Origin of the sequence: Lysinibacillus sp. NPDC093190 (assembly GCF_050280425.1) — a bacterium.
GTDB lineage: Bacteria > Bacillota > Bacilli > Bacillales_A > Planococcaceae > Lysinibacillus.
This window is the reverse complement of the sequence record NZ_JBNNVG010000018.1, coordinates 59,730-80,081: the sequence shown is the minus strand read 5'-3', so window position 1 is coordinate 80,081 and position 20,352 is coordinate 59,730. Positions and strand designations below refer to the sequence as shown.

Here is a 20,352-nt window from a genome sequence, read left to right as displayed (position 1 = left end):
GAGTGCATATGCATTCATACAAGAAGTGCGTTATAATTAACATACTTATCTGCATAAAGGAGGATTTTTTTGTTACAAGTACTTTATATTTTCATTCCAATGCTTGCTGCAATATTTGTGCCATTTTTATATAAAAGCATTAAAAATATTCACACAGGCTGGTTTGTTCTTGCAGTACCTGCTACACTCGCGATTATCTACGCATCATATATCGGAAAAGTAGCAGATGGTAAAGTATTTCTTAAAGAGCTTCCTTGGATTCCATCGCTTGATATTTCTGTCGTTTCTTATTTAGATGGACTTAGCTTGCTATTCTCATTGCTAATTACTGGAATTGGCTCATTGGTCGTACTTTACTCTATTTTTTACTTAGACAAACATAAAGAAAAATTACATAATTTTTATGTTTACTTATTACTATTTATGACCGCAATGCTCGGAGTAGTACAGTCAGATCATTTAATTACTCTGTACTTCTTTTGGGAGCTAACATCAATTTCATCATTTTTACTGATCGGCTACTGGTATTCTCGTGATGCCTCTCGCTTTGGTGCACTTAAATCAATGATGATTACAGTCGGTGGCGGCTTAATGATGTTAGGAGGATTCATTCTTCTTTATTTAATGGGAGGAACGTATTCAATCCGTGAACTTATTGTCATGGCACCTAATTTAGTGCAGCATCCGCTGTTCACCTGGTCGCTTGTTTTAATACTTCTAGGTGCATTTACGAAATCTGCCCAATTCCCATTCTACATTTGGTTACCAGATGCAATGGAAGCGCCAACACCGGTTAGTGCATACCTACACTCTGCAACAATGGTAAAGGCAGGTATTTATTTAGTTGCTCGCTTTACACCGATTTTCGCCGTTTCTGAGCTTTGGATATGGCTCGTTACAGGCGTAGGTATCTTAACGCTATTCTGGGGTTCGTTCTTCGCAGTGAAGCAAACAGATTTAAAAGGAATTCTTGCTTTCTCAACAGTGAGTCAGCTTGGACTTATTATGTCATTGCTTGGCGCTAGTGCTTTAGCGTTTCATAGCAACGGGCCAACAGATACTATTAAATTTGCTGCCTTTGCGGCGATCTTCCACCTTATCAACCATGCAACGTTTAAAGGAAGCCTATTCATGATTGCTGGTATTGTCGATCATGAAACAGGTACACGTGATATTCGTAAACTCGGTGGCTTAATGAGTATTATGCCGCTTAGCTTTACAGTAGCGGCAATCGGAAGCTTATCAATGGCTGGTCTACCGCCATTTAACGGCTTCTTAAGTAAGGAAATGTTTTTAACTGCAATGCTTGCACTGCAAAATTTTGAATTTTTCGGCTTTGATACATGGGGAGCACTCATCCCGATTGTTGCTTGGATTGCTAGTATATTTACATTTATCTATAGCTTCTATTTTGTTTTCAGAACATTTACTGGTAAATATAAACCAGAAAAATTACCGCATAAACCACACGAGGCACCGATTGGCATGCTAATTTCACCGATGATTTTAGCAGCATTAGTCGTAACAATATTCTTTATTCCGAACCTAGTTGGGGATACTTTTGTAAAGCCAGCGGTACAAGCTATTCAGCCATTCTTATATGATTCACCAAAGGATATTGATATTCATGTAGCTGCTTGGCATGGTGAAATTACACCTGAATTACTCATGACATTTGGCATAGTACTTGTTGGGTTTCTATTATTTGTAGCATTACCAAAATGGCAGGGTATTTATCAAAAATTCCCACGAGCTTTAACGTTAAATAATGCATATGACAAGATTATGCTCGGACTAGATGTTGGGTTAAATCGTGTATCACGTCTTTATATGACGGGCTCTATGCGTCACTACCTGCTGTATATGTTTAGTAGCATTGCGGCGATTGTAATCGGTTCTTTATTTGTGAAGAATGCCTTTACAGTCTCCTTCCAAGACACTGCACCTATTCGTCCTTACGAAATCATTTTAGTGGTGGTGTTAGTCATTGGAACAGCCATTACTATTTTGGCAAAATCACGTTTAACAGCCATTATAGGTCTTGGTGCTGTGGGCTACACAGTAGCATTATTCTTTGTTATTTTTAATGCTCCTGATTTAGCATTAACACAGCTTGTCATTGAAACGATTTCTGTTGCACTATTTTTACTAGCCTTTTATCACCTGCCTAAGCTTGGAAAACGAGAAGAGCGTATGAGATTCCAATTAAATCGCGCGATTGTTTCCATTGCAGTTGGTGTTATGGTTACGCTTTTAGCATTGTCTGCACATTCACAAAAATTGATTCCAACTATTTCGAAGTATTATGAGGAAACAGTTTATTCAAAGGCCGGCGGTGGAAACATTGTCAACGTTATCTTAGTAGACTACCGTGGCTTTGATACATTATTTGAAATTACAGTGTTAGCTATTGCTGGAATGGCCATTTTAGCAATGATAAAGCTACGCATGAATAGAAAGGAGAAAACACATGAAAACAAATGATGTCATTATACAATTTACAACAAAAATTGTATTCTTCATTATTTTCTTCTTCTCCATTCATATTTTTCTTGCTGGTCATTACACACCTGGAGGCGGCTTTGTTGGTGGGCTTTTAACATCGAGTGCGATCGTGCTCTTAGTCCTTGCCTTTGATTTAAATACGGTTCGTAAGGTTTTACCTATAAATTATACGTATTTAACTGCAATTGGCTTACTACTAGCCCTTGCAACAGCCGCTTTCCCAATGTTTGTAGGTAAACCGTTTTTCACACATTTCTTTGATAATTTCGATTTACCGCTTCTAGGCAAACAGTCATTACACACGGCTATGCTTTTTGATAGTGGTGTCTATTTGGTTGTTGTCGGCGTTACAATGACCATTATTCAAACGATTGGGGAGGATGAATAATGGAAATAATAATGGCGTTTGTCATAGGCTTTTTGTTTATGGCAGCAGTTTATTTAATCTTATCCAAAAGCTTATTGCGTATTATTATCGGGACAGGTCTTTTAAGTCACGGTGCTCATCTTCTCATTTTAACGATGGGCGGGCTTGGTGGAGAAGCACCACCTGTTTTAAAGGAAGGGGCTAAAACATTTGCAGACCCATTACCACAGGCGCTTATTTTAACAGCCATTGTTATTAGCTTTGGGGTAACGGCGTTCTTCCTTGTACTTGCTTACCGTTCTTATCAAGAGCTCGAGACAGATGATATAAGCTTAATGAGAGGAAGTGATGAGGATGAATAACTTCCTTCTACTGCCTATTATCATTCCGTTTTTCTTCGGCATGATTTTGATGTTTGGGCAAAAAAACTTAAAATACCAGCGTTCATTCGCATTACTTGGTATAGGGCTCACTCTTATATCAGCAATTTCACTGCTTATTAAGGTGAAGAATGACGGTATACAAAAGGTGACGTTCGGAGATTGGCCTGTGCCGTATGGTATTACGATGGTTTCTGATATGGTGTCCGCACTACTTGTCACAACAACGTTGCTTATCACCCTTTTTGTTGTTTGGTATGGCTTTGGTTCCATCACAAAGGAACGTGAACGCTTCTTCTATTATCCTGGGATCATGTTTATTTTAACTGGGGTGAACGGGGCATTTACGACAGGCGATATTTTTAACCTTTTCGTGTTCTTCGAGGTATTATTAATGGCCTCTTATTTACTCATTGTTCTCGGTGGTGAAAAAAGACAGCTTAAAGGTTCCATTAAATATATTTTAATTAATGTTATTTCATCTGCATTATTTGTTATAACAGTTGCCTTCCTTTACTCTGTAGTAGGTACATTAAACATGGCAGATATTGCAGTAAAAATTGCTGACATTAATCAGCCAGGAATCGTTACTGTTATAGCTGTACTGTTTTTAATGGTATTTGGGTTAAAAGCGGCTATTTTCCCGCTCTACTTCTGGCTTCCAACTTCTTATGCGGCAGCTCCAATACCAGTGCTAACACTATTTGGTGCACTATTAACAAAGGTTGGTATTTACGCGATTACTCGAACATACACATTGTTCTTTGTTCATGATTTATCATATACACATGATCTACTAATGGCATTAGCAGTTGCAACAATTATTGCAGGCTGTATTGGTGCACTTGCCTACCATGATGTGAAGCTCATCATTATCTATAATATTGTCATTGCTGTAGGTGTTATTTTATTCGGTGTATCTCAAATGAATGAAATTTCCCTAAAAGGCGCTATGTTCTATTTAATTCATGACATGCTTATAAAAGCAGCGCTCTTTATGTTAATAGGTATAGTGATTTACATTACGGGTACATCTGATTTACGAAAAATGGGCGGGCTTATGAATAAATACCCTGCTCTCGGTTGGTGCTATTTAATTGCAGCATTTGGTTTAGCAGGGATTCCTCCACTTAGTGGCTTCGTTGGAAAGCTGCTAATTGTTCAGGGAGGTTTTGAAGCAGGTAGTAAATGGAGTAGTATTTTTATTTTAGCTTCGTCACTTCTCGTGTTATTGTCCGTTATTCGTATTTTCCTTTATGCCTTTTGGGGTGAGGAAAAAGAAACAACGGGTACTGTCGATAAAAAAGTCTATCGTACACTATTCGTGCCTACTGTTCTTCTAGTGCTCATTACCGTAGTGTATGGTGTTGGTTCTGAATGGATTACACCATTTATGGACGATGCGGCAAAACTATTAAGTGATCCATCTATTTATATAGATGCTGTATTGAAGGAGGATTAGAGATATGGCATTTCAAATTATTTTAAATGTTGTACTTGCCTTCGTTTGGATGTTCCTTTCTTCTAATTACACAGCAACAGGCTTTATCATTGGGTTTATTCTCGGTATTGTATTACTCATTATTATGCGTAGATTTTTTACTACTCGTCTTTACGTCTACCGTATATGGGCAATCATTAAACTGACTTTACTCTTTTTAAAGGAGTTAGTGTTAGCGAATATACAAGTTCTTCGAGTGGTCTTAAAGCCAAAGTTAGATATGCAGCCTGCGTTCTTTGCCTATCCTACTGTTTTAACACAAGAATGGGAAATTACGTTATTATCGAGTCTCATTACGTTAACACCTGGTACTGTAGTAGTGCACGTGTCAGATGATGCAAAAACTTTGTATGTACATGCTATCGATATTAGTGATGTCGATGAAGCGATTACAGCAATTAGAGATTCATTTGAGAAAGCGATTTTGGAGGTGAGTAAATCATGACAACGTTTATTATTACTGCAATTGTAGTGATTTGCTTATCGATGATTGCAGTCATTTATCGAATGGTTAAAGGACCTTCTGCGTCCGATCGTGTGGTAGCCTTGGATTCATTGGGTGTATCAGTAATCTCGCTAATTGGACTGTTTTCAGTACTGGTTGAAACAAGCTTCTTCCTGGAGATTATATTATTGTTAGCGATTTTATCGTTTATCGGTACTGTTGCTTTCTCTAAATTCATAGAGAAAGGAGATATCATTAAACGTGACAATTCTCGCTAATAGTTTAGTTATCTTTTTCATTTCTGTAGGGGTGCTATTTATAGTCGTGACAGCCATTGGTCTTGTTCGTTTACCTGATTTGTACACACGTGCGCACGCTGCTTCAAAGAGTGCAACGCTCGGTGTCATGTGCATACTCATTGGCGTATTCTTTCACTTTTGGCTGATTGAAGATCACTTTAATCCCCGCATTTTGCTCGGTATACTGTTCCTGTTCATCACAGGTCCTGTTGGTGGGCATATTATGACTCGCTCCTCATACATCGCTGGCGTAAAACCTTGGAAAGGCACAATACACGACGAGCTTGGACCCGAAATTGACCGGATGAAAAAGGAACAAGGCATTAAATAACTTTTCAAAAAAAGTGGCCAATGAATAGACTTCATTGGCCACTTTTTTAATTGTTTGATAGCATAAAAAATTCTTTTTCTAAACCAATGCCTTCCCAAAAATTTAGTGCTAAGTCATTTTCTAAATCTACATAAACATTTACTACTGAAGTATCATGCTCGTCATTAAACCAATTCACTAAATCATCTACTAGACGTTTAGCAACCTTCTGTCTTCTATATACTGGTACTACATAAACTTCGTCTATTTGACCATAGTTCATATCGTAAATAAAATCCCCTTTGATCGAAGCCATTCCAAAACCAATCATTTCATTATTTTCATTCGTTGCTATATAAATGGCCCCATATTTTGATTCAATATATCGTTCTAGCTGTTCTTGAATTCCCTTCCTTTCACTCTCCCCTAATTCACAATCTACAGTTTCTATGGCATTTTTATTCCAAAGTTCCAATATTTCATTTAGTAATTTCTGGTTTACACCATCCACGGTTAATAGTTGAATATGTATGTTCATTTCTTTCATCTCCTATAACATTTGATGATTTAATCATCTCACAGCATTTGGTAACCTTCTATAAAAATACATTAATTTTCCATAAAAAAAATCTGCCACTCAAAAGTAAGCAGATTCTTTATGAAAGCAAATTTATTAAATATAAGCTCCTCACGATAACGTGTGGTTGATAAGCCTAAATATATCCTTTTGAAATTAATATGTCTGTGAGCAGGTCTACGCATTCTTCGATAGAATTGAGTTCTGTATCTAAAATTATTTCTGGATGTTCTGGTTCCTCATATGGAGCACTAATACCCGTAAAGTTAGGAATTTCCGCATTACGTGCTTTTTTATAAAGACCTTTTGGATCACGCTTCTCACACGTTTCAACTGAACACTTCACATAGACCTCTATAAATTCCCCTGCTTCCACAAGCTCACGGACAACTTGACGATCTTCTCGGTAAGGTGAAATAAAGGCAGTCAGAACAATTTGGCCATTTTCCACAAAAAGCTTAGAGACCTCTCCAATACGTCGTATATTTTCCTTTCGACCAGCTTCATCAAATCCTAAATCCTTATTTAAGCCATGGCGAACATTATCACCATCTAAGACAAATGCTTGATTGCCACGTTCAAAGAGTCGGCGTGCGAAGGCATTCGCCACAGAAGATTTTCCTGAAGCTGATAATCCAGTGAACCATAAAATAAAGCTATGATGCTTGTTTTGTGTACGACGCTCCTCTTTCGTAATGGACGCTTCGTGCCAAACGATGTTTGAACTCACTTTAAAACCTCCTTACGCATTCCTTTAATTAGTACATCTACAACCTCTTTACGACTAAATGTACTTGGAGGTACTTCGCCATTACGTAACATTTCACGAACCTTAGTACCCGATAAAATGACATGTGCTGAGCTATCATGTGCACAAGTTTTCGTCGTTGCCATGCCCTCACATATGTTGCAATAGAAGCTATGCTCAAATTTTAATGGAACAATTCCTAATTCATCTTCCGTAAATTGTTCAAAGATTTTTTGTGCATCGTATGTGCCATAGTAATCACCAACACCTGCATGGTCACGCCCAACAATAAAGTGCGTACAGCCATAATTTTTTCGTACAAGTGCATGGAAGATAGCTTCCTTTGGCCCTGCATAACGCATTGCAGCTGGAAACACGCCTAATTGCACGCGATTTTCAGGATAATAATTTTGTAGTAAAACTTCGTAACTTTCCATGCGAATTGCAGCTGAAACATCGTCTGACTTCGTTTCCCCAACTAGCGGATTTAAAAATAATCCATCAATTGTTTCAAGTGCAGCCTTTTGAATATATTCATGTGCTCGATGCACAGGATTCCGTGTTTGGAAGCCAACAATTGTTTTCCAACCCTTTTCAGCAAAAAGCTGACGGGTTTCAAGCGGATCGAATGAATAGGCAGGGAACTTTTGCTCTAGACGTTTTACTAATGTAATTTTTCCGCCCACATAAATACTTGGACGTTCATGCAACTTTTTAACACCTGGATGCTGTAAATCCTCCGTGCCGTATATTAACAATGCCTCTTTCCGTTTATTTGGCTCATAAATATCGACAATTTCGATAGCGCCATAAACAGCATCACCGTATACTAATTTTGCCTCATCACCCGGCTGCAATGTTGCCGCTTCATCCGTTGCAACAGGTAATGTAATCGGAATACTCCACACCACGCCTGACGCTAAACGTGTATGTTCAACAACTGACTCATAATCTTCCTGCGTTAAAAAACCTTCAATCGGACTGTAACCACCGATAGCAATTAACTCTAGATCACTAAGTGCAATGGCATCAAGCTCGATAACTTTATTTATATGCGTTACATCCTTCTCTGGATTAAAGGCTTGCACTAATAGTCCACCATGTGGTTGTAAACTCATCAAAATCTCCCCCTATTTTTATTGAAATACTTTGTTTTATATTTAAGTTTATTTGCATATTGATTGGATAGACTGGGTTCAAAATGTGATCAGGTTCTCCTCTGATTTGATCGGCCTTCCCTCAAAAGTAATCCGGGTATTTAAATTCCTTCACCCGCATCGTATATTGAGCGCTCTTCTTCACGCATTGTTCGCATTAAGCTAATGACACCAAGTGTTCCAACAATAATACTGCCAATTAATACGATGGCATAGAAATCTTTCTCTAAAAATAGCTGTACTAAAAAATAGGAGATGGCTAAAGAAAGGATTGGCGAGACAATCCAAATACGGATTATTTTTTTCACAATATGCTTATGGAAAATTTGTTTCCCGTCTTTGGCCACCCCCATTCCGATAATCGAAGAGGATGTTACTTGTGTTAAAGGCACGGGAAGCCCAAAGATAGAGCTTATACTGACTAGGAGTGCACCTGTACTCGATATTAGTATCCCTTCTGCCTTCTCAAAGCGCATAATTTTTTTACCGTTTGTTTCAAGCACTCGTTTTCCTAGTAGCATCGCGCCAAGCGCCACAAATGCCCCACCAAGCAATATTCCAGTTGTTACACTCATCATTCCTGCACCAACAAGAGGCCCAACTGCATTTGCAACGTTATTCATCCCTGCTGAAAAGGCTTCGAAAAATCCAGCAAACACAAGGAGAATCGTTAATATTGGATGATCTTTTAACAAGCCCTTAACTCGTAATTTATACAGCCACTTCCCAAAGACAAATGCAATGACAAACGCTATGATTGGCACTATTACCCAAAATGATGCGATGACAAGCACTGATTTAATATATAGCGCTTTATAGGCAATCCCTACACCTACAACTGCTCCGACTGTCACTTCACTCGTCGATAATGGAATACCTAAAAGATTAGCGATAAATAGTGAGCTTGTCGCAGAAATTAAAATAATTATGACAATCTTTACTGTTATGTACTCCTTTGGCATTATACCGGAGCTAATTGTTTTTACTACCTCCCCACCTCCAAGAACTGCCCCTGTAAAAACACCCACTGAGCAAATGAGCAGTGCTTGCCAAGCTTTTTTGATGGCACCTGCTCCGTAAGCGACACCCATTGAGGCTGCCGCTCCACTAGCACCAATATTCATCGCAAAAAATAAACTAATCGCTATTGCTACATATTCAAGCATGGCAAAACTCCTTTACTCATGTAATCCACACTCAGTTTTACCAGACCCCTGCCATCTGCCTGAACGTAAATCATCCATTGTAAATGCTGGTTTTGTACAATGCTCGCAGCCAATGCTTGGATAACCTTTATCATGCAATGGATTGTACGGCAAATTATGCTTTGAAACATACCGCCAGACATCCTTCCATGTCCAATGAATGAGTGGACAAATTTTTATAGATTTAAATTTATCGTCAGGATTGATAAAGTTCATATTTTGTCGGGTTGGTGATTGTTCACGACGCAAGCCTGAAATCCAAGCCTTTGCGCCCGCTAACGCTTCATGTAACGGCACAATCTTGCGAATTTCACAGCATTTATTTGGATTAGACTTCCATAATTCATCACCAAATTCAGTTGCTTGTTGTTCGAGTGAAAGTGCTGGTTTTTGCATAATAATGTTAAGCTGCGGATATTTTTCTTTTACTTTATCAATCGTTTCATATGTTTCCTTAAAATGAACATCTGTATCTAAAAAGATAATCATAGCATCGGGCTTCACCTTTGAAATAAGGTCAATCAAGACAATTCCCTCAATCCCAAAGCTACATGCATAGACGATATCCTCGCCATATTCAGCATAACTCCACTGTAAAACCTCCAGTGCTGCCTTATAAGTTTCATCTACCTGAAAATTCAATGTTGGCTCATGCCAAGTTGCATATGTTAACATATAATCCCCCTCGTAACGAAAAAAGGCGCTCTAACGAAAGACATATACAAACATGCCTTTGTTAAAACGCCTCTAGTTTGACTAGCCAGCTTATGTAATGATTGTTCACTAGTATTGGCTACCTCGTTCTACAATCATTTTTTCTTATTACCAAATATATACTAAAGTACACCTAGTAGTCAACTAGGCTTTTTACAAAAAATTTATTTCAATGAGCCCAAGTTTTTATACTGTATTCTTGCATATGATGATAGTCAAAAGCAATATTTTCTTAATTCCTTGTTGACTAATAGGAAATATATGTTTAATGTATAACTAAGCTTTGAACCAAACCAATCAATTTCACCTTGGCGTAATTGCGTCCGGAGGCTATATCTTCATTCAGCAGGTGTTTGAACACCCTTTGAAAAGGAACAGGTGGGATTCTGCTGCAATTACCGTTGCGCTTTAATAAAAAAATGTTTGCTGAATGAAGATAAAATGCTGATCAGAGGATCTGAAGGCCATCTACTTATGACGATTATAAATCGTACTGGTAGGTGGCCTTTTGTATTCTCTAGACAAAAAAAGGAGCGATATTTTATGAAAAAAAGGAAACATCTTTTCCAATCGTTAGCACTTATATCTGCATTAACACTGACATTAACAGGTTGTGGTAGCAGTTCTTCTGAAAAAGATACAGGTGCTCAGGATACCAAAAAATCTGTGGAACTATTAAACGTATCCTATGATCCAACACGTGAACTTTACGATGAATTCAACAAAGATTTTATAAAAAAATGGAAGGATGAAACCGGTCAGGATTTAACTATAAAACAATCACATGGGGGCTCTGGTAAACAGGGTCGAGCTGTAATTGATGGTCTAGAGGCAGATGTTGTGACACTAGCACTAGCCTACGATATTGATGAGATTGCACAAGCTCGAGGCCTATTAAATAAGGATTGGCAAACAGAATTTGAAAACAACTCTACACCTTATACATCGACGATTGTCTTTTTAGTACGCAAGGGCAATCCAAAGGGTATTAAAGACTGGAATGATTTAATTAAAGACGATGTATCCGTCATCACACCAAATCCTAAAACATCTGGTGGTGCACGTTGGAATTATTTAGCCGCTTGGGCTTATGCAGGGAAATTATATAAAAACGATGAGGCAAAAATAAAAGAATTTATGAAAGCTCTATATAGCAATGTAGAGGTACTGGATTCTGGTGCACGCGGTGCTACAACAACATTTGTTGAACGTAAAATTGGTGACGTCTTAATTGCATGGGAAAACGAAGCCTATTTAACGCTCAAAGAATTGGGTGACGAATTTGATATCATTACACCCTCTTTAAGTATTTTAGCTGAACCACCTGTGGCAATTGTTGACAAAATTGTTGATAAAAAAGATACACGCAAAGTAGCAGAGGCTTATTTAAAGCATTTATATAGTGACAGTGGTCAAGAAATTGCTGCGAAAAATTTCTATAGACCACGAAATGAAAAAATTCTAGCAAAATATCAAGAGCAATTCCCAAAACTTGAACTCGTTTCAATCGATGATTTCGGTGGTTGGGCAGAAGCACAAGCGAAGCATTTTAAAGATGATGGTACATTCGATGAAATTTATGTACCTCAATAAGGAGGCATGGCATGAGAAGTTTAACTGTTAATAAAAAGACACGCCGCATTATTCCAGGTTTCCACCTTTCTCTTGGCTACACCATGTTATATGTTAGCTTGCTAGTTCTATTGCCGCTATCGATGATTTTTATTCATACAATGTCTCTAAGCTGGACAGAGTTTGTTAATATTGTGACCGCTCCTCGTGCTGTCGCTTCCTATAAGGTAAGTTTCAGTACTGCACTCACTTCTGGTTTACTAAATGTTATTTTTGGAACAACCATTGCTTGGGTGCTTGTACGCTACCGCTTTCCTTTTAAACGAATCATCGATGGACTTGTCGATTTACCATTTGCTTTACCTACTGCTGTAGCAGGGATTGCCTTAACGTCACTCTATGCTCCAAATGGTTGGATTGGTCAATTTTTCAATTTTAAAATTGCCTTTACACCACTCGGCATTATCATTACCCTTACATTTATCGGGCTACCATTTGTCGTTCGTACTGTGCAGCCTGTCTTACAAAATATTAGTGCTGAGGTTGAGGAAGCCTCTGCAAGCCTTGGAGCAACTCGTCTACAAACCTTTCGTAAAGTGATTTTTCCAGAGCTTGCTCCTGCCATTTTAACAGGTTTTTCATTAGCATTTGCACGTGCACTAGGAGAGTATGGTTCTGTTGTTTTTATCGCCGGGAATATGCCGATGAAGACTGAAATTACACCTTTAATTATTATGACAAAGCTCGAACAATATGACTACGCTGGTGCAACTGCTATTGCAGTGATCATGCTTGTCACGTCCTTCATCCTATTATTTAGCATTAATTTAATACAATGGTTGGCAAATCGTCGCTTTGTACATTAGGAGGTATTTATGGAACAGTCTACATTTATTCAGCAAGTTGTTTCTGAAAAAAATAATGCAGTGACAAAGTCTGCTGCCTTACAAGAGCCACGTTTTGTCCGATATACGCTTATATTTATTGCGCTAGCTTTTTTAGCATTTTTCATCGTGCTTCCGCTAGTATCAATTTTTGCCACTGCCTTTCAAAAAGGAGTAGACGTATATGTAGCAGCTATCACACATCCAGATGCATTGGCGGCTATTAAGTTAACCTTAACTGTCGTCGCGATTGCAGTACCAATAAACGCAATCTTTGGAGTTATGGCTGCTTGGGCTTTAACAAAGTTCCACTTTAAAGGGAAAAATCTATTACTTACGATTGTCGATCTTCCTTTTGCAGTATCTCCTGTTATTGCAGGTTTAGTATTTATTTTGTTATTTGGCTCACAGGGACTATTTGGGGATTGGCTATTTGAACATGACATTAAAATTGTTTTTGCGCTACCTGGTATTGTCCTCGCTACTGTCTTTGTCACGTTGCCCTTTGTTGCAAGGGAGCTCATTCCTCTTATGCAGACACAAGGTTCTTCCGAGGAGGAGGCGTCCATTTCACTTGGTGCCAATGGTTTTAAAACATTTTGGCATGTGACATTGCCAAATATCAAATGGGGCTTATTGTATGGCCTTGTACTATGTAATGCTCGGGCAATTGGTGAATTTGGTGCCGTTTCTGTTGTATCAGGGCATATTAGAGGGATGACAAATACAATGCCCCTTCATATTGAAATTTTATACAATGAGTACCAATTTGCAGCAGCCTTCGCCGTTGCTTCACTGATGAGCGTGATCGCCATTATTACACTTATCGTTAAAGATATTGTTGCTTGGAAATCCAAATCATCTGTTTAAAGGAGGTATTGTCAACATGAGCATTCAAATTAATAATGTTTCTAAAAAATTTGGTTCCTTTCAAGCTTTAGAAGATGTTTCTCTTCATATTCAATCAGGGGAACTGGTTGCCCTTCTCGGCCCATCTGGTTCTGGCAAGACTTCTTTATTACGCGTTATTGCTGGGCTTGAAACGTCAGATGTTGGCGAGATTTTATTTGACGGTCAATCGATGATAGATCGCCATCCAAAGGAGCGCAATGTAGGCTTTGTGTTCCAGCATTATGCGCTTTTTCGCCATATGACAGTTTTTGATAATGTCGCTTACGGTCTTAAAGTACGCCCTCGTAAAACAAGACCATCTAAATTAGAAATAAAGAACAAAGTGATGGAGCTTCTAAGACTCGTCAAACTAGAAAATTTTTCTGATCGTTACCCAACACAGCTTTCAGGAGGGCAACGTCAGCGAGTTGCACTTGCTAGAGCTCTCGCCGTGGAGCCCAAGGTGCTTTTATTAGATGAACCTTTTGGAGCACTGGATGCTAAAGTGCGCAAGGAATTGCGTCGTTGGTTACGAAAGCTTCACGACGATTTTCATATTACAAGCATTTTTGTCACACACGATCAGGAAGAGGCACTTGATGTTGCAGACCGAATTGTCGTGATGAACAACGGCAAGATAGAGCAAATTGGTAGCCCAGACGACGTATACACAAATCCAAAGAGCCCTTTTGTTTATGATTTTTTAGGTAATGTGAATCTCTTTAAAGGACGGTTACATAATGGTAAGCTCCTGCAGGGTGAAATTGCGATTGATGTACCTGACGTACAGGTACATACAGAGGATCAAGCAGTAGGCTATGTACGTCCCCATGATATTCATATTGAGAGAACAAATGTATCTGGCACTGTCCCTGTCAAAGTAAGCCATGTCCACTTGCTTGGACCTATCGTGCAGGTTGAGCTACGTCGTGAAGATATGGATGAATTTTTAGAGGCAGAACTAACTAAAGAACAATTTACTAATCTTCAGCTTAAGGTTGGTGAACATGTATTTATCAAACCAAAGCAATTAAAAGTCTTTATCCCCGAGGATTTTTCCATATAAAAAGGCCCTGTAGCAAAGAAATTTGCTACAAGGCTTTTATTTTATTTATGATGAAAATTTCGTCCGTCGTGAACAGCTGTTACATAACCGGCACGAATAACAAAATCACCGAAATGTTCGCCATCTAGACGTTCCTTCGCATAGTGGAGTAGGATTGGACGAAGTTCCGCTAATATCTCATCCTCACCTATATTTTCACGATAGATTTTATTGAGACGATTACCAGTAAAGCTTGCTCCTAAATACATATTATATTTCCCTGGACCTTTACCGATAAAGCCAATCTCAGCCATTGCTGCACGCGAGCAACCATTCGGACAGCCTGACATGCGAATAACGATTTCTGTATCATTTAAGCCCGCTTCATCAATAATTGTTTCTATTTTTGTAATAAGAGAAGGCAGGTAACGCTCGGCTTCTGCCATAGCTAAACCACATGTTGGTAACGATACACAAGCAATCGAATTTCGGCGCAATGCAGAATAGTGCGCTCCATCTGTAAGGTTATATTGCTCGATAATAGCAGCAATTTTTTTCTTCTTTTGCGGCGTTACATTACTAATCATTAAATTTTGGTTTGGCGTTAAGCGGAAATCACCCGTATGCACCTTCGCAATTTCACGTAATCCCGTTAGAAGCTCATAATTTTCAAAGTCCTTAATACGTCCATTTTGAATAAATAATGTATAATGCCATTGACCTTCTGCACCTTTAATCCAGCCAAACTCATCACCCGTGCGATTAAAAGTAAATGGACGAACTTCTTGGATATTCCAACCTAGACGACGAGTTAGTTCTTCGTTAAACCATTCAAGCCCTCTTGCATCGATTGTATATTTAAAACGTGCATTTTTACGAACCGAACGATTCCCATAATCGCGCTGAATCGTAATAATTTTCTCCGCTGTTTCCAGTAGTTTATCAGGTGTGATAAAGCCAATTATGCGAGCAAGCTGTGGGTATGTTTCATGATCGCCATGTGTCATGCCCATTCCTCCACCAACGGCTACGTTAAAGCCTACTAGCTTATCCTCCTCAACAATTGCTATTAAACCTATATCTTGTGAGAATACGTCCACATCATTACTTGGCGGAACCGCAATACCAATTTTAAATTTACGAGGTAAATATTGCGCACCGTATATAGGTTCAACTTCTTCATCCTGACTATCAACTACCTTTTCACCATCTAGCCATAGTTCATGGTAAGCTCGTGTTCTAGGTAGTAAGTGCTCACTTAATTTGGCAGACCAATTATAGATTTCCTCATGTAATGCGGATTGGTTTGGATTCACATTACACATGACATTACGATTGACATCTCCGCAGGCTGCAAGAGAATCTAATAACACCTCATTAATTTCCTGCATATATTTTTTAACATTCCATTTTAAAATGCCATGCACTTGGAATGCCTGCCGTGTCGTTAATTTTAAGGAGCCGTTACCATACTTTCTCGCCATGTCATCCATTACTAGCCATTGTGCTGGAGTAGCTGCTCCGCCCGGTGTACGTACGCGCACCATAAATTGATAGGCAGGCTCAAGCTTTTGACGCTGGCGTTCATTACGAAGATCGCGGTCGTCTTGTAAATAACTACCATGGAACTTCATTAGACGATTATCATCCTCTGGAATACCTGAGCTTAATGGATTATTCATCGTACGCTCTAATGTTCCGCGTAGATAATTACTGTCGGTTTTAATACGTTCTACATCACTAGGCTTCCCTGGTTGTGGAGGTAGAATAATTTTTCCTGTCATTTGTTATCGCTCCTTTATTCAATTATGCCTCGGCATAATTGCGTCCGGAATCGGCTTTGTGCTTAGGCCTGCAGGATGCAGGTCAGTTAGCCGTTATCGCATGGATGCGATGATTTTAGGCTAACATCCTATGTGAATTCCTTTCCGATTCCGTGACATCCGCCAGAGGCTTTTAACTTCTTTCAGCCGATGTTTGGACACCCTCTGAAAAGTGACTTAAAACTGCATTCATCCCTTCACCTATAGAGGTAGGAGACTTCTGTACCTGACGCTTTGCTTTCGCTACATAAGACATTTGCTGAAAGAAGTTAATAGACGTCACGTTGATAGCGTTTCTGCTGTTTTAGCTCTTGGACAAAGGCTTTCGCTTCCTCTGGCGTTTTTTGTCCCTGTTGTTCAATAACGCGAAGTATTGTTGCATCAACATCAGCAGCCATCGATTTTTTATCGCCACAGACGTAAATGACAGCTCCTTGCTCTAGCCATTCATAAAAGGCGGCAGCATTTTCCTCAATTTTATGTTGAACATATATTTTTCTATCTGTATCACGTGAGAAGGCGACATGCATTTGACTTAGCGTGCCTGAAGCGAGCCACCGCTGCCAATCCGTTTGATAAAGAAAGTCTGTGACAAAATGTTGATCACCAAAAATTAGCCACGTTTTCCCTATAACGCCTAATTCCTCACGCTCCTCCAAAAATGCACGATATGGTGCGACACCTGTACCAGCACCAATCATAATAATTGGTATATCCTCATGCTCTGACAATCTAAAGTTCGGATTTTTATGAACATATATCGGTAATGTATCTCCAATTTGAATACGCTCTGCTAAACTTCCGGAGCAAACACCAAGACGTTGTCGTCCATTCGTCTCATAGCTTACTTTCCCAATTGTTAAATGTACTTCTTCACTATTTGCCTTTTGACTACTAGCAATGGAATATAGACGTGCTGGAATTTTACGTAGTAAATCTACAAATTGCTGCGCATCCCATATAAATGGTGCAAAGTCTTGCACAACGTCAAGTAAATCTCTTCCTTTTGCATAGTCCTTCCAGGAATTAGAGTCTTCAAATAGCTTTGTCAATTCCTGATGGACCGTATAGGCACCAATTTTTTGTAACAATGGCTTAGACAGTACTGTAATTTCTAGCTTTTTTTGTAATGCATCCTTTAATGGTAGCGTTTCTTCGAAGACGTTTACATCAGTTTGTGGATCAAACTGTAACGCTGTGATTAAAGCATCTACTAGCTTTTCATCATTATCTGGTTGAATACCGATACTATCTCCTGGTTCGAAATGGAAACTTGCACCTTCAATGGATAATTCAATATGGCGTGTTTCTTTGTTTGATCCGTGGCCGTTTAAATTAATGTTTTCAAGTACTTCTGCATAAAACGGATTTTTACGAGAATATGTAGTGTCTCCTTGTGCTATCTGATTTTGTGTAGTCGATGTAGCAGCTATATCGGTCTGTTGCAACAACTCCTGCTGAACAACAGAGAACCATTGTGCTGCAGTGTCATCATAATCAACATCACAATCTGTGCGAGAAACGATTTGACTTGCTCCTAATTTTGCAAATTGCTCATCAAAATCCTTTCCAGTTTTACAGAAAAATTCATAGGAGCTATCTCCTAAGGCTAGAACCGAATAATGAAGATGCTCTAACTTAGGAGCACGCTTGCTATGCAAAAATCCGTAGAACTGTATCGCTTGATCAGGTGGATCCCCTTCCCCGTGTGTACTAACAATGAGTAAAAGATTTGTTACCTTTTTTAAATTATTTGGTTTAAACGTTGCTAACGACGAAATCGTTACGTCCATATCGTTGTCTTTCAAGGCTGAGGCATATTTTTCAGCTAATCCCTGGCTATTACCTGTTTGTGAACCATATAAAATCGTCACTGTCTTAGTGCTTGTTTTTACTATCGGCGTTGCTTCTTCGACAACAGAATTAATAGTTGCTAGTGGTGCACTTAAATAGCCGTTTAACCACACCCTCTGTTCTCCTGTTAGTTTAGGAAGCAGCTCATTTAACAGCTTTACCTGCTCCTCATTAAATGGACTATTTACTACTTGCAGTTTCAATCATGCCACCTCACGTATTCGTATCATTTTCTACTCTTGCTAATTTGTCTGACTAAAACAATTGCTGAAAAACGTTATCGAAGTCGTATTTTTTCCTTCTTTTCAATTTGGACCACATAGGAATTTTGCACAATCAATGTAATTGATCCGTGGTTCACAGTATTTAAAATTTGGCGAACATTATCTAATGCTAGATTTACATTTTCAGTCCTTTTATCTATCATTACAAAACACCTTCCTTAGTAAATCTTAATAATTGATAAATACGTTCCACTAAAACTTTCCTTACATTGTCGTCATAGCCTAAACTTTCACATAACATAACGTTCTTATTCTCATAATCTTGTAATCGCCTTGTTATACGTTGACGCAAAATCCCTGTAAACAACAAATACGGCACTATAAATACTTGATTGGTCCTATTCTTCTCTTGCTGTAGCCACTCTTCAAACGTAGGACCCATTCCATATAAAAAACATGTGTCTACAGCTTCATAAGCATATTTATCACGTAATCTTGCCGCAATTTTGGCTAAATCACTCTTTACTTCAGGATCACTACTTCCACGACCTATAAGTAAAACACTTGCATTTCTAAAAGTTATCCTTGCCTCTAAAATTCTAGTCTGTAGTGTATCTATTAATAGTTCATGGACACCAAGTGGTTCACCGTATGTAAATCGCACTTGTGGGTGCTGTTTTTTTGCTTGATCAATCTCACTTGGAATATCATGCTTTGCATGCTGAGCAGCTAGCAATAAAATAGGCACGATGGCTATAGCTGTAGCCCCTTGGTTAATACAGCTTGCTATACCTTCAGCAATTGTTGGCGTCGCGAGTTCTAAAAAACTAATTTCTTGAATCGGTATTTCAATCTCCTGTTGTACGCTCTTTAGAAAGGTTACGGCTTGCTCTACTCCTGCCTTTACTCTACTTCCATGAGCGATATATAAAATGGCTTGCATGAATCCACATCCTTACACAGAAATTTCTGTTAACTGTGGCTGTGGAATGTTTTGCTCGAACCATTGAATTGTTTCCCTCAAAGTCACAACTTTTCCTACTACAATTATGCTTGGATTTTGAATATTTTCTCGCTGCACTAGTTCTTCAATATTAGCTAAAGTACCTGTAACTGTTTTTTGTTGAGAAAATGTACCCCAATGGATGAGCGCTATTGGTGTTTCTTTATCACGCCCATACTTAAGCAGTTGCTGACGGATATAGGGAAGGTTACCAACCCCCATATAAATAGCAATCGTATCAATCCCTTTTGCTAGACTTTCCCATCGAATGGTATCATCCTTGCCCTCTCTCATATGCCCAGTGACCATAGCAAAACTTGAGCTTAAGTCACGATGTGTAACAGGAATTCCTGCATAAGCAGGCGCTGCTATCCCTGAAGTAATGCCAGGCACAATTTCAAATGGAATATTATGCTGAGCTAGCACCTCCGCTTCCTCAGCCCCCCTTCCAAACACGAATGGGTCGCCTCCCTTTAATCTCGTCACAATCAATCCTTGCTGCGCATAGCTGACAAGTGATTGATTAATTTGCTCTTGAATCATGGCGTGCTGCTGAGGTAGCTTACCGCAAAAGATGAGCTTAGCCTCTCTTTTAGCATAGGATAGTAGATTCTTATTGATAAGTCTGTCATACAGGATGACATCTGCACATTCGATACACCGCAATCCTTTTACCGTGATAAGATCCACATCGCCAGGACCAGCACCCACTATAAAAACTTTTCCCACTTGATTTCACTCCCTCTTGTCAGATAGAAAAAAAGACTCAAATCATTCATAGGCAGAGCAATGTCTGTGAATAATTTGAGCCTCTAGTTTGCTAGTCAGCTACGCATTTAATTCTTAGT

General features: G+C 38.9%; 21 protein-coding genes. 11 read left to right on the top strand and 10 right to left on the bottom strand.

Annotated features, from left to right (window positions below):
* The first annotated feature begins 69 nt into the window (after positions 1-69).
* From ACQKOF_RS15120 to mnhG, 7 genes are read left to right on the top strand one after another with little or no spacing between them, the layout of a single operon-like run.
* A complete protein-coding gene (locus ACQKOF_RS15120; protein ID WP_427558531.1) occupies positions 70-2,484 on the top strand; it encodes a Na+/H+ antiporter subunit A in 2,415 nt (804 codons plus the stop codon).
* A complete protein-coding gene (locus ACQKOF_RS15115; RefSeq protein WP_376074882.1) occupies positions 2,471-2,893 on the top strand; it encodes a Na(+)/H(+) antiporter subunit B in 423 nt (140 codons plus the stop codon). The genes ACQKOF_RS15120 and ACQKOF_RS15115 overlap by 14 nt, the downstream gene beginning before the upstream one ends.
* Positions 2,893-3,234: a Na(+)/H(+) antiporter subunit C gene (locus tag ACQKOF_RS15110; RefSeq protein WP_053593262.1), complete on the top strand. Its 342-nt coding sequence runs from the start codon at positions 2,893-2,895 to the stop codon at positions 3,232-3,234. Before ACQKOF_RS15115 ends, ACQKOF_RS15110 begins: the two co-directional genes overlap by 1 nt.
* Positions 3,227-4,714: a Na+/H+ antiporter subunit D gene (locus tag ACQKOF_RS15105; RefSeq protein ID WP_427558528.1), complete on the top strand. Its 1,488-nt coding sequence runs from the start codon at positions 3,227-3,229 to the stop codon at positions 4,712-4,714. Before ACQKOF_RS15110 ends, ACQKOF_RS15105 begins: the two co-directional genes overlap by 8 nt.
* A gap of 4 nt (positions 4,715-4,718) precedes the next feature.
* On the top strand, positions 4,719-5,198 hold the full coding sequence (locus ACQKOF_RS15100; protein ID WP_427558525.1) for a Na+/H+ antiporter subunit E: 480 nt from the start codon (positions 4,719-4,721) through the stop codon (positions 5,196-5,198).
* A complete protein-coding gene (locus ACQKOF_RS15095) occupies positions 5,195-5,476 on the top strand; it encodes a Na(+)/H(+) antiporter subunit F1 (protein WP_049669148.1) in 282 nt (93 codons plus the stop codon). Before ACQKOF_RS15100 ends, ACQKOF_RS15095 begins: the two co-directional genes overlap by 4 nt.
* Positions 5,460-5,828, top strand: a complete 369-nt coding sequence (gene mnhG / locus ACQKOF_RS15090) for a monovalent cation/H(+) antiporter subunit G (RefSeq protein WP_049669147.1) — start codon at positions 5,460-5,462, stop codon at positions 5,826-5,828. Before ACQKOF_RS15095 ends, mnhG begins: the two co-directional genes overlap by 17 nt.
* A gap of 46 nt (positions 5,829-5,874) precedes the next feature.
* Here mnhG and ACQKOF_RS15085 read toward each other — a convergent pair whose 3' ends face one another.
* From ACQKOF_RS15085 to ACQKOF_RS15065, 5 genes are all read right to left on the bottom strand, one after another.
* The gene (locus tag ACQKOF_RS15085; RefSeq protein ID WP_427558523.1) at positions 5,875-6,345 is read right to left on the bottom strand and encodes a GNAT family N-acetyltransferase; all 471 of its coding nucleotides are present in this window, start codon (positions 6,343-6,345) and stop codon (positions 5,875-5,877) included.
* 175 nt (positions 6,346-6,520) lie between these two features.
* Entirely contained in the window at positions 6,521-7,114 is a 594-nt protein-coding gene (gene cysC / locus ACQKOF_RS15080; RefSeq protein ID WP_427558520.1) for an adenylyl-sulfate kinase, read from the bottom strand.
* Positions 7,111-8,250, bottom strand: coding sequence for a sulfate adenylyltransferase (gene sat / locus ACQKOF_RS15075; protein ID WP_427558517.1), 1,140 nt, complete (start codon positions 8,248-8,250; stop codon positions 7,111-7,113). Before sat ends, cysC begins: the two co-directional genes overlap by 4 nt.
* Positions 8,251-8,390: 140 nt before the next feature.
* Complete coding sequence (locus tag ACQKOF_RS15070; protein WP_427558514.1) at positions 8,391-9,455, bottom strand: inorganic phosphate transporter; 1,065 nt, start codon at positions 9,453-9,455, stop codon at positions 8,391-8,393.
* A gap of 12 nt (positions 9,456-9,467) precedes the next feature.
* Positions 9,468-10,169, bottom strand: coding sequence for a phosphoadenylyl-sulfate reductase (locus tag ACQKOF_RS15065; RefSeq protein WP_427558511.1), 702 nt, complete (start codon positions 10,167-10,169; stop codon positions 9,468-9,470).
* Between the two features lie 582 nt (positions 10,170-10,751).
* Between ACQKOF_RS15065 and ACQKOF_RS15060 the strand changes: the two genes are divergently transcribed.
* From ACQKOF_RS15060 to ACQKOF_RS15045, 4 genes are read left to right on the top strand one after another with little or no spacing between them, the layout of a single operon-like run.
* The gene (locus tag ACQKOF_RS15060; RefSeq protein ID WP_427558509.1) at positions 10,752-11,801 is read left to right on the top strand and encodes a sulfate ABC transporter substrate-binding protein; all 1,050 of its coding nucleotides are present in this window, start codon (positions 10,752-10,754) and stop codon (positions 11,799-11,801) included.
* An 11-nt stretch (positions 11,802-11,812) separates the two neighbouring features.
* Positions 11,813-12,646 (top strand): sulfate ABC transporter permease subunit CysT, encoded by an 834-nt coding sequence (gene cysT / locus ACQKOF_RS15055; protein ID WP_427558507.1) that lies wholly within the window; start codon positions 11,813-11,815, stop codon positions 12,644-12,646.
* A 9-nt stretch (positions 12,647-12,655) separates the two neighbouring features.
* The gene (gene cysW, locus ACQKOF_RS15050) at positions 12,656-13,534 is read left to right on the top strand and encodes a sulfate ABC transporter permease subunit CysW (protein ID WP_427558504.1); all 879 of its coding nucleotides are present in this window, start codon (positions 12,656-12,658) and stop codon (positions 13,532-13,534) included.
* Between the two features lie 16 nt (positions 13,535-13,550).
* The gene (locus tag ACQKOF_RS15045; protein WP_427558501.1) at positions 13,551-14,621 is read left to right on the top strand and encodes a sulfate/molybdate ABC transporter ATP-binding protein; all 1,071 of its coding nucleotides are present in this window, start codon (positions 13,551-13,553) and stop codon (positions 14,619-14,621) included.
* Positions 14,622-14,662: 41 nt separating this feature from the next.
* On the opposite strand, the gene cysI is transcribed toward ACQKOF_RS15045, so the two are convergent.
* From cysI to cobA, 5 genes are all read right to left on the bottom strand, one after another.
* A complete protein-coding gene (cysI, locus tag ACQKOF_RS15040; RefSeq protein ID WP_427558498.1) occupies positions 14,663-16,384 on the bottom strand; it encodes an assimilatory sulfite reductase (NADPH) hemoprotein subunit in 1,722 nt (573 codons plus the stop codon).
* Between the two features lie 308 nt (positions 16,385-16,692).
* Positions 16,693-18,480, bottom strand: a complete 1,788-nt coding sequence (locus ACQKOF_RS15035) for an assimilatory sulfite reductase (NADPH) flavoprotein subunit (RefSeq protein WP_427558495.1) — start codon at positions 18,478-18,480, stop codon at positions 16,693-16,695.
* Between the two features lie 74 nt (positions 18,481-18,554).
* Positions 18,555-18,704, bottom strand: a complete 150-nt coding sequence (locus ACQKOF_RS15030) for a YezD family protein (RefSeq protein WP_370042262.1) — start codon at positions 18,702-18,704, stop codon at positions 18,555-18,557.
* A complete protein-coding gene (locus tag ACQKOF_RS15025) occupies positions 18,704-19,444 on the bottom strand; it encodes a sirohydrochlorin chelatase (RefSeq protein ID WP_427558493.1) in 741 nt (246 codons plus the stop codon). The genes ACQKOF_RS15030 and ACQKOF_RS15025 overlap by 1 nt, the downstream gene beginning before the upstream one ends.
* 12 nt (positions 19,445-19,456) lie before the next feature.
* Complete coding sequence (gene cobA, locus ACQKOF_RS15020; RefSeq protein ID WP_427558490.1) at positions 19,457-20,233, bottom strand: uroporphyrinogen-III C-methyltransferase; 777 nt, start codon at positions 20,231-20,233, stop codon at positions 19,457-19,459.
* Positions 20,234-20,352: the final 119 nt, after the last annotated feature.